Source organism: Pseudoalteromonas sp. Ps84H-4 (assembly GCF_024124645.1).
Classification (GTDB): Bacteria; Pseudomonadota; Gammaproteobacteria; order Enterobacterales; family Alteromonadaceae; genus Pseudoalteromonas; species Pseudoalteromonas lipolytica_C.
Genome location: NZ_JAMXSK010000051.1, coordinates 1 through 9804, shown reverse-complemented (window position 1 = coordinate 9804; position 9804 = coordinate 1). Strand labels below are relative to the sequence as shown.

The 9804-nt window shown below is 38.1% G+C and carries 12 protein-coding genes; 11 read left to right on the top strand and 1 reads right to left on the bottom strand.

All coding sequences use genetic code 11. The features are described 5' to 3' along the window. The 10 genes from NH454_RS21755 to NH454_RS21710 form a co-directional block, all read left to right on the top strand. The coding region (locus tag NH454_RS21755) for a transposase (protein WP_253040200.1) at positions 1-483 on the top strand (483 nt) is incomplete at its 5' end. Between the two features lie 437 nt (positions 484-920). Next, positions 921-1109 (top strand): hypothetical protein, encoded by a 189-nt coding sequence (locus NH454_RS21750; protein WP_063529541.1) that lies wholly within the window; start codon positions 921-923, stop codon positions 1107-1109. A 170-nt stretch (positions 1110-1279) separates the two neighbouring features. Then, the gene (locus NH454_RS21745; RefSeq protein ID WP_063529542.1) at positions 1280-1819 is read left to right on the top strand and encodes a single-stranded DNA-binding protein; all 540 of its coding nucleotides are present in this window, start codon (positions 1280-1282) and stop codon (positions 1817-1819) included. Positions 1820-2141: 322 nt separating this feature from the next. Next, positions 2142-2282 carry a hypothetical protein gene (locus NH454_RS21740; RefSeq protein WP_155950871.1) on the top strand — a complete coding sequence of 47 codons (141 nt, stop codon included), beginning with the start codon at positions 2142-2144 and terminating at the stop codon, positions 2280-2282. An 89-nt stretch (positions 2283-2371) separates the two neighbouring features. Then, a complete protein-coding gene (locus NH454_RS21735) occupies positions 2372-2983 on the top strand; it encodes a hypothetical protein (protein WP_036973819.1) in 612 nt (203 codons plus the stop codon). A gap of 9 nt (positions 2984-2992) precedes the next feature. Then, entirely contained in the window at positions 2993-3313 is a 321-nt protein-coding gene (locus NH454_RS21730) for a hypothetical protein (RefSeq protein ID WP_036973820.1), read from the top strand. An 85-nt stretch (positions 3314-3398) separates the two neighbouring features. Next, a complete protein-coding gene (locus tag NH454_RS21725; protein WP_063529543.1) occupies positions 3399-4451 on the top strand; it encodes an AAA family ATPase in 1053 nt (350 codons plus the stop codon). Between the two features lie 62 nt (positions 4452-4513). Next, positions 4514-5038, top strand: coding sequence for a hypothetical protein (locus NH454_RS21720; protein ID WP_063529544.1), 525 nt, complete (start codon positions 4514-4516; stop codon positions 5036-5038). A gap of 94 nt (positions 5039-5132) precedes the next feature. Then, entirely contained in the window at positions 5133-6230 is a 1098-nt protein-coding gene (locus NH454_RS21715; protein ID WP_036973823.1) for a DUF3150 domain-containing protein, read from the top strand. 103 nt (positions 6231-6333) lie between these two features. Then, positions 6334-7890, top strand: coding sequence for a vWA domain-containing protein (locus tag NH454_RS21710; RefSeq protein ID WP_063530136.1), 1557 nt, complete (start codon positions 6334-6336; stop codon positions 7888-7890). Between the two features lie 286 nt (positions 7891-8176). On the opposite strand, the gene NH454_RS21705 is transcribed toward NH454_RS21710, so the two are convergent. After that, positions 8177-9082 carry a LysR substrate-binding domain-containing protein gene (locus tag NH454_RS21705; protein WP_199525061.1) on the bottom strand — a complete coding sequence of 302 codons (906 nt, stop codon included), beginning with the start codon at positions 9080-9082 and terminating at the stop codon, positions 8177-8179. A 145-nt stretch (positions 9083-9227) separates the two neighbouring features. On the opposite strand from NH454_RS21705, the gene NH454_RS21700 reads away from it, so the two are divergent. Further along, the coding region (locus tag NH454_RS21700; RefSeq protein WP_253040199.1) for an EamA family transporter at positions 9228-9804 on the top strand (577 nt) is incomplete at its 3' end.

The following is a 9804-nucleotide window of genomic DNA, read 5'->3' as shown; positions in this document are numbered from 1 at the left end:
ACCTCAAGCATGACGCGCAAGCCAAAGGCGAAGCAGGATGAACAAGGTCGGTATGTGTCAAACAAAGCCAAACAAAAGGCTGGGCTAAACAAGTCTATTTTAAACGTTGGCTGGCACATCATAGAGACTTACACCAAATACAAGGCCTACCAAGCAGGAAAAGCCGTCTTCAAAATACCCGCCCCGCATACCAGTCAGGAGTGCGCTGAATGCGATCACACTCACCCCGACAACCGTAAATCACAAGAGCTATTTGTGTGCGGTAACTGTGGCAATACTGACAATGCAGATAACAATGCATCAAAGGTCATAAAGAAACGGGCAATTAACCTAATATTAGACACTGGAACGGTGTTGTCTGGCGATGGAGTTCTAATAACTCAGGCAGATAGTGGACGTGGAGGCAACCGTAAGACTAGCCGAGTCAAAAGCTCGACTAGCGGTGTCCAACGAAGCGTCAAAAAAGAAAGGTTAGTAGCTTAGGCTATTATCTTGGAAGCTCGATGCCTTTAGGCGCGAGTAGTTCACTAAACTAATTCCAACCTACTCGGGCTACAACAATCACAATCAGTTAAAGATTCAGAGTGTATATTGCATTGTATATGACAGGTTAACGTTAAAAGTTTTAGCAACAGCTGAAACACATAACGAGGCCAGTCAAATAGCAACTGAGATATTCAACAAAGACAAAGTATTCGCTGTTCCCGGTGAAATTAGGTTTTCAGATGAGAGTATTTCACATAGTAATATTCTTGGAATGAACCTTGTTAATTTTGAATTCTTTGTTGAAGCAAATATGAGTCATCCACTGATTAAATCAACTTTCACAGGCGAGCATTAGCTCCCTGTGAATTTCCTTACTGGTTATACCTATGCAGCTTGAAGCAGGATGCTTAGGTATAACCAATAAGGAGAAACCTATGTTTGAAGATTCCGCTTTTCATATTTTCGACAAATCAACATCAACACTTACATTATTCACGGGTGAGATAAAAAAGATTGATGTTAATCATTTAGACAAACCAGACTACCTATCAGCTGTAAAGCAAAAGGCCATTTCTAGTGGCTTAATTGGCGAAAGCGATTTTGTATGTGAATGGGATGTTTAACAGATAGTAGGGTAAACCTTACTCTCTGAATGGGCTTTATATATTAGAGTTTATTCAAAGGGTTACGGTGAATATTGCCGTTATTTTTGATTAAGTCGCGCGATATTTTCTTTATGTAATTATATCTACATCAGTTGTGATGATTTTATAACTTTATAGAAGGCTTATATATGCGTACTGCAAAAGATAATTCAGCAAGGCTTGGTGGTAGAGTCGCGAGTCTTGATATCAGAAATGGTCAAGATGGGTATTTTGGTACTGTGACAATTGCTTGTGATGACGGCTACTTTAAGAAGTCAAACGAACCTAACGGACAAAGTGAGTGGGTTGACAGAACTTACTTTTTTGATGTCAAAGTGGATAGTCGGTTTTTAAAGAATTTTAAACCAGCTATTGAAGTAGGGGACGAAGTAACTTTAAGAGGAAAACTTGTTCAAGAAAAGTGGATTGATAATGGTGGGCAAAACCGCTCTTCAACAAAGATTAAAGCTATCGAGCTAATTCAACATCTTAGAAAAGTTGAAGTGGAATGTTTAAAAGCCTCTGGCTTAATTGGCAATCAGAACCAACAAAATGGTCACCCACAACAAAATAGTTCTTCAAACTACCAAAGTGCGCCTCAGCATCATAGTCAACAGCAAAATAATGCACAAAACTATCAGCGCAGCCAGCAAGACCAGAGCGCACCAATACACTATCCGCAATCGTAGGGCGGTTTTGCTCCTAAACCTCAACCAGGAGGGTATGGCGGTAGTCAACAATAACAAGCTAGATAAGGTTTCCTAGCCTAGGAATTTGCATGACAAGGATGTTACTTTTGTTTTTTCTAATATTCATAATACCTTTTCGCTTCTCGCGAATAACTCTGCTATGGCAGTTAAAGTTGAATATTAGTTACGCACTCTCAACATCAAGTTGAAAAGCAAAAATCTATTTTGTGAGTGCACACCAAGCAACTTCGTTGCTTGTCTTAATCTCTGAGGGTTTAACCTTCACAGGTTAGTCCTTCAGCTTTTTAACTTGGAGGAGCTTATGAATAACAAGTCAATCGGCGCATATCTACGTCGTCGTGAGCGCAAATTAATTAAACGAGCAAAACGTAATAGATCTAACAAGTTAGCTATTCGCGCAAGCCGTTTATATCAAGAGTCAAACCGCGTTTTCCACGGTTAACTTCTAACTCAACCTATCTACCAACCCAGCAAGGGAATTTTCCCTTGCTGGGGATGTTCCCTTTAAAAATCTCTTTGGAGGAGAACATCATGGCTAGACCAAAAAAGGCCATAACCAAAGCTCAAATAAATGCAGAACTTGAAAGAAAGAAGCAGTTTAAACCGAAGCGAAAAACTGATCACTTTCTGTCAGTAAATGCAGAATATACGTGCCATTCGTTAGACGAAGATATCATAACAGCTCACCGAGTTGGTAAAGTTGCCCTTGGGCAGGATGTATTTTTTAGTTTAATGGATGATTGTTTGGATGCTGCAAGAGGTGAATATTACATTCATTGGTCAGACGAGAACATTAAGGCGTTATGGGAAAGTATTTTGTATCGTTCACTTGGTATGCTTCGATATGCTAAAGCGAATTCAGAGATACTAAACGACGAACTTGAATGGATTTGCTCTGCAAATTTTGATTATGTATGCCAGTCTCTAGATTTAGATGCTTGTTTAATTAGAATTGCAGTACCACAGATCTTACAACAGTATAATCAACTTAATGAAATACTTGTAACTAACAAATACGCTAAAGCTCTTTGTGAATACAAGCACTTCATCTTAAATGGTAGCAATTGCTCATCGTCTAACTCTCATCTTTATAGTGACTTAGAAGGGCCAGACATCCCTCCTTGGCATGATCTAAAGTTTTAGGAGTTGATAATGGAAATTTATCCTACTCATGAGTCTAATACTTGGATTCTACTTGATGATAATGTTACTGAGCGAAAACTGCTATTAGGTCAGAGTGATGAAGGCTATCACTTTGGTCATATTGATGGTTGGCCAGACTCAGTTGAAGTTTGGAATTCTACCAGTTATGCAACTGAGGAATTAGCAGCAGAGGCTCAAGTGAATTTTATGCTAGACCTTGCAGTTGAGGATGAAACAGAAGCAGCATTTGAATATTGTTCTGTTCTAGACTTACCAAACCTTCATCTTTATGAAAAAAGTTATATAGACTTTTTAGAAGTACCATTTTAAATATTAAGAAATCAAACCCATCAAGGGACACTACACCCTTGACGGGATAAGTGTCCCTCAAAAATCTATTTGGAGGAGCCACAATATGAATACTCAAGCACAATCAAACGTATCTACAATTAAACCTGCAACTAAAATTGATTATAACGAAATGATAGAAGTTGATGCTCATGAGCGTTTTCCTGAAATCTTCGACCCTAATCAATACAAGATTAAAATTCGTAAACACCGCCACCCAAATTGTCAAAAAGCTGACATGCATTATACGCCTGATGAAGCAACTCTTCGTAAAGCGTTAGCATGGTGGCTTGCGCCCGCTCAACCGAAGCCTCTTGGCTTGGTGGGTGAAACAGGTACAGGTAAAACGGAGTTATTACTATTCATTGCAGATCGCTTTAATGAGCCTGTTTTTATTGAAAAAGTAACCGTAGCCATGAGTGGTGAGCGTTTAGAGGGTGGTTATGAATTAATTGTTGATGGAAAAGGTCATAATGTCACTCGCAAGCGATACAGCCAAGCTGCATGCGGATACAAATACGGTGGTTTAGTTATCTTAGATGAAGTGGATAAAGCTAATGAAGATTTATCAACATCGCTTCATTTGTTTGTTGAAGGCAAGCCTTGGACACTTAGTGTTTTCGGTGAAACCATAAACAAACATGCTAGCTGTCGAATAGCTGCTACAGCAAATACTACCGGTGGTGGGGATAGTGATAGGTATATTACTTCACAGCGTTTAGACCAAGCATTACGTTCGCGTTTTGGTTGGTTAAAAACTAAATATCCAAGCAAAGCAGTTGAGTTGGAAATTTTGGAAAAGAATTTTCCGAAACTAACATTGTCGATTCGCAAGCTTATGGTACAAACAGCTGACTCTTTAAGAACAGCTGCATTAGGTAAAGATCACGATGGCAACATCGATAATGGATTAGGGTGTGTTTTTTCAACACGAACTTTAGTCCACTGGGGTTTTTACATGATGACATTTGGTGCCAATCGTTCTCCATATGAGTCATTTGAATTTTCGTTTTTAGGTTCCATTGATAATGATGAAATTGAAGAGGTTAATTCTGTTGTTCAACGAGTATGGGGTGATGATATTAAAAAACCACTTGGCGAGTTAATTCAAAAAAAGTAACCATCTCAAACACTAACACATCCTCTGACTCGGCTAACTTAAAAGTTGAGAGAGGGGACACAGTGTTTGAGTGCTTTGAAGTTGAAAATGGTCGTTTTATTGGTTTTAGCTACCAACCATCAAATGGTAAATACCTCCGCATTGAAGGGGGGAAAGGCCCACTTAAAATTGACAATGTAAGAGACATTAAAGCAATGAGTATGTCTGAGTTAATTCAGGCAACCGATAAGATTGATTACATTAGGAACGGCAATCCTTATTTTCTTATTCATTCGGATGAGAAAATGAAGAGCTGTGACTTTGTAAACTGTCGAGCTCAAGTTATGTTCAATGCTCAAGGTAATCTGAAATGCAATAACCCGTTTGATGTTTATCATCATGCCGGTGAAGGTAAATTTTGGGCTGTAACATCATTCCAAAATACGACATATGTGTTGTTCAAAAATGATAATACTGAATGGAAATGGGTTTTTATGTCTGTAAACGGTGAGAGAAATGCTCTTGCCAAAAATAAAGAACAAAGAGGTTATTCACTTATTGGAATAGGCCACTTTAATCAAAATACATGGGATATTGAAGTGATGTAACAAATCGCAGGTCCTATTAATCAACCAACCCTTTGGGGAGTACTTTCCCCAACAGGGAAGTCTCCCCTTTTTTTATCAAATTGGAGGAGACAACATGTCTTTATCAAACGAAGCAATCGCAAACGGCAAAGAGTTAGCAGAACAAAACACTTCACTTAAAAATGGAGCATGTTTGTTAGGCTGGCAATTAAGATCGCCATGTGGTGAATCAACTTTACCGAACGCAAAGATAGAACTAGATGGTCAGAAAGTATCATCTAATCAAATCAAGGGGAGTAAATTACAGTGGTTTCCTAGAAGCAAGCTGAAGCTTACAACGAAGTACAACAACCGGCTTACACGAACTTTTAATAGTTATGGTGTTAAGTATGGAGACTTTACGGTTGTCCCAACGACCAGGTTAGATGAGCTTAAGTCAGAGCTTGATGGAATAAAGCGTGATTGGCAAGATGAAGTATCAGTATTAATTGCTGAATATGATATTTCAGTTAATCAACATATGGCTGAAAATTCAGATATCGCTGCACTGATCTATAAATACGCTTTATCTCAGGTTGAGTTCCAATCAAAATTCAAACTGTCGTTTACAAAGCCTTTGGCTATGAAAGCGCTTTTTGATGATGATGAAGACGATATCAAAAACGATGTTGCAGAAACTCTTTGGCAAGAAATCGCTAAAGAAGCAGGCAGTGTATATAAAACAAACTGGTTTAAAGACAAAACGCCAGTTAATCGCGTAAGCCAAAAAGTACGTTCACCATTTAGAAGAATGATGAATAAACTTATTGATTTATCATTTGTAGATAATGGTATTGAAAACGTGGTTAGTACAATACAGGAGGTTTTAAATAACTTACCTTCTAGTGGCTACATTGAAGGTCATTCATTTTCAGAGTTAACCAACTGGTTACTCGTAATGAGTAATGAAGACACACTTCGCCTTCATGCTGAAGGAAAACCTCAATATAGTGCAACACCAGAGCCGGAAGTAATTACACATGAGGATACCGACGTAGCGAGCCTTTTCGTTTCAGGTAAATCTAGTGAAACTGCTTCTGAGAGTTCAATCATTTTAGAAACAGCTGATCAAGAAAATTCATTTGAATTTGACCTAGCGCCTAAAGAAGAAACCGTTTTTTTCGAGCCCGCTGAGCGTAACAACTCTTTAGGTGATTTTGGATTTAATTGGTAACAAATTAAGGAAGCAATCTAGCTTCCTTTAATTCTAAACCCACAGGGGATACTCACCCCTTGTGGGTGTATCCCCCTCTTAAACATTTCTGGAGGAGATGCAAATGAATAAATCAAAACTATTAAAACGATTTAGAATGCTTTCAAGAGTAATGAGTAACCGTGGTGACATTACGATTAACTTAACTGGTAACAGATGCTATACAGATTACAACAGCATTACTTTACCCGTAGGTGATCTTGAAAACCCCGATTATCTCGAACTTTTGGAAGGCGCTATTGATCATGAAGTAGGCCATCTACGATGGACCGATAGAACATGGACAGCTAAGTCGTATGAAAAAGGGGTATTTTTCAATGCTATTAGAAATGGCATTGAGGATATTCGTATGGAAAGAATGGTTTGTCTGGAGTGGCCGGGCGCCATCTTAAATTTATCTAAGATGGTTACTCAAGGTATTAAAAAGGGATGGTTCAGTAAACCAACTGATAGCTTCCCACCTTCATTACTGCTGCAAGCTGTAGTTGTATATTATGGTCGATATAAAATTAACAACCAAGTACAACTAAAGGAGTTCTGTGAAATTGCATTAGCTTTATTAACTGATTGTATTGGCCAAAAACCAGTACAAGATTTAATTTTGTTATTGGATACGATACCAACGCTTCAATCTAACCAACATAGTTATGAACTTACAGAACAGATCATTCAATTACTTAAAAAAATAGAGTTTGAACCGGGCGATAGCCAAGGTCAAAACTCAAATGTTAGCCAGCAAGTTATTAATTTTGTAAATGAATGCCTAAATGCCGATGAAAGTCAGCTCATGGCAGATTTGCATGAACAAGTTAATAACGAGCTAGAGAAAATGGCTGATGAAGTAAGATCAAGTAATGATATGGAGCAACTAATTGACTTCAATGCTCCTTTAATATCAAAAAATGATCGTGGCACAGTTGGTACTGCAGAGCTAAACCTAGCTAAGAGACTTTCAACACCTATAAGTCGAGAACTCCATAAAATAATTTATGAGTTAGACCGAAAAAGTGTGAATTTTTCTAAGCAAGGTAGAACTGTTGAGGCAAATAGACTTGCTGGAGTAAAAGCTGGTAATTTTAATGTTTTTAAATCAGAAAGAATTACTAAAGCTCCAACAATGGCGATATCAGTTCTCGTAGACAGGTCTAGTTCAATGAGTGCTGATGATATGAATGGTGTTAATACTTCTGCGCTTGCAATTAACTTAGCAATAGATAAGTTGAAAGGCGTAAATAGTGAATGCATATATTTCAGTGCCGGTTACCTATATGAAGCAAAGTGTTTTAAATCAACAACTACAGCCGTTAAAGATAACTTTAGAGTCAGTAGTAGAGGCGGAACACATACAGGGTTAAGTCTTTATTCTGTAATTCGTAGGCTGTCACTTCGTGTCGAGCAAAAGAAAGTTGTTTTTATCATTACTGATGGTCAAGCAAGCGATCTAAAGTATTTAGAAAAGTCGATTGAAATGTCGGAACTTCTAGGTATTCAAATTGTATGCATTGGTATAAATACAGGAATGCTTTATGGCTTTGAGAATCAGGAATTACTCAACATTCAAACCGTTGAAGAGTTACCCTCGATTCTAAAACAAGTAATTAAAAATAAATTAATTGCTTAACCAAGTAATGCGCCCTTTTGGACGCATTTTAAAGCAAACACAATGTTTTAAAATGCGGCTATAAGCTGAACAATCATTATGTGAATCATTATGTTAACAATCATTATGTGAATAAGTCTTAACTTGATCTGCCAGATTTGATTTATAGAGTTGAATTAAAACTGACAGTGAATAGCCAATAAAGGCCTCTGGCAAACTCATTTTGACTGGCAACTAACAAAACTAAACGGACGCTGACAGCTACTTCTAAGTAGCTAGTATTCACCTTCAACTCTAATTTAAATAGCTAAGCTGATTCCAGTTCATAACACTGCTGTTTAAGCCAACGACCTAATTTCATAATATCAGGTTGCCTAGCTCGTGTTTCCTTATAGACAAAATAGAAGTTATCTCCGGTATTAAGCTCGTGCATAGGTATGCGCACAAGACTTTGCTGGCGATCCTGATCATCCATCATGTAATTATTAATGAGGGTAATTCCCAAATTATATCGAGCCGCTTCAGCGGCAAGTAAGACATGACTAAATTGATTAATTTTGACGTCTTTGGGTAATTCAAATTTACCACTCATACACCAACGTAACCAGTCGTCACCGAGACTTTCATTTGTATCTGAGTATTGTACTGATAATAACGGGTGTTGCCATAATGAATCAGGTAGAGGCTTATTTCTTAACTGCTGCCAAAGCTTTTTTCCACACACGGGATAAAGTTTTTCAGTAAACATGAATTGATTGACAAAGTTACGTTCCGGTGGATTCACTGAAATAAAACAATCCGCAAATTGGTCATTATAATCCGGTTGATCCCCGACCATATTTAAAGTTATTTCTATTTCTGGGTGCTGATTTCTAAAATCTTCTAACTTCGGTATCAACCAGTTCACCGCCACAGAGCTATATAAAGCCAAACGAAGATTGCCTGATTTCCCGTGACGTATCATTTGACTGGCATTTGATAGATTTCCTAATGAGTTAGTCACTTCTTCAAAGTAACGTTTCCCGACCTTAGTCAAGGAAAAAGAACGCCCCTGTCGGTTAAACAGAGTTCCACCCAAATAGTCTTCGAGTAATCGAACTTGGTGACTAACCGCACTTTGAGTCACATTGAGGTGCTCAGCAGCTTTGGAAAAGCTATTAAGTCGCGCAACAGCTTCAAAGCATTGCAGGGCACGTAAAGGAGGCAACTTCATTATAAATTTAGCTCATACTAAAAAAATTTTAAACATTATACATCATATAAGGTATGGAATACGCTAATCATATAACCGTTTTACAAACGTAACTCTATTAATTCAGTTCCATTGACATTTTCTAGAATGTAGCAGGAGTAATGAAATGCCCAAAATAACTGTCGGACTCGCGATGACATTACTTATCATCGGAAATATAATTGGTGTTTTTTCTGACGCTTTGATAAAAACTCTGCCAGCAGATACTGCCATATACCAATTTGTATTATTTCGTCAATTGACCGCAGTGCTGATTCTACTTCCATTTTGTCTACTCAGTAATAAACAAAGCCTCTTCGCTGGCCTCAAATGGCACTTTATACGTGGCCACATTTGGTTATTAGGGACAATATTTATGGTATTCGCTCTGGGCGCTCTGCCGTTAGCTACCGTAAATGCTATTTTCTATACAGCGCCTTTGCTTATGCTGCCGTTAGCCATGATATTATTTCAGGAAAAGCTGACTAGCCACTCAATTGCTGCTGCTGTTTTGGGCTTTATCGGCGTACTTATCGTGGTCAAACCAACACAAATTAATTGGGCAGCGATTGCCGCTCTTGTCGTCGCATTGACTATGGCTGTAAATAATTTATTGGTTCGTAAATTACCTCAGCATCATAATGTGTTCCAAACTTTAATGCTCACCAACCTAGTAGGTATCCCAGCCGCACTTGGGTTGGCGT

Bases quoted from the DNA above. Each gene is read 5' to 3' on its own strand.
- NH454_RS21730 (WP_036973820.1), top strand. From the start codon at position 2,993: ATGGAAATTTATCCTACTCATGAGTCTAATACTTGGATTCTACTTGAT.
- NH454_RS21725 (WP_063529543.1), top strand. From the start codon at position 3,399: ATGAATACTCAAGCACAATCAAACGTATCTACAATTAAACCTGCAACT.
- NH454_RS21740 (WP_155950871.1), top strand. From the start codon at position 2,142: ATGAATAACAAGTCAATCGGCGCATATCTACGTCGTCGTGAGCGCAAA.
- NH454_RS21745 (WP_063529542.1), top strand. From the start codon at position 1,280: ATGCGTACTGCAAAAGATAATTCAGCAAGGCTTGGTGGTAGAGTCGCG.
- NH454_RS21735 (WP_036973819.1), top strand. From the start codon at position 2,372: ATGGCTAGACCAAAAAAGGCCATAACCAAAGCTCAAATAAATGCAGAA.
- NH454_RS21705 (WP_199525061.1), bottom strand. From the start codon at position 9,082: ATGAAGTTGCCTCCTTTACGTGCCCTGCAATGCTTTGAAGCTGTTGCG.
- NH454_RS21750 (WP_063529541.1), top strand. From the start codon at position 921: ATGTTTGAAGATTCCGCTTTTCATATTTTCGACAAATCAACATCAACA.
- NH454_RS21715 (WP_036973823.1), top strand. From the start codon at position 5,133: ATGTCTTTATCAAACGAAGCAATCGCAAACGGCAAAGAGTTAGCAGAA.
- NH454_RS21710 (WP_063530136.1), top strand. From the start codon at position 6,334: ATGAATAAATCAAAACTATTAAAACGATTTAGAATGCTTTCAAGAGTA.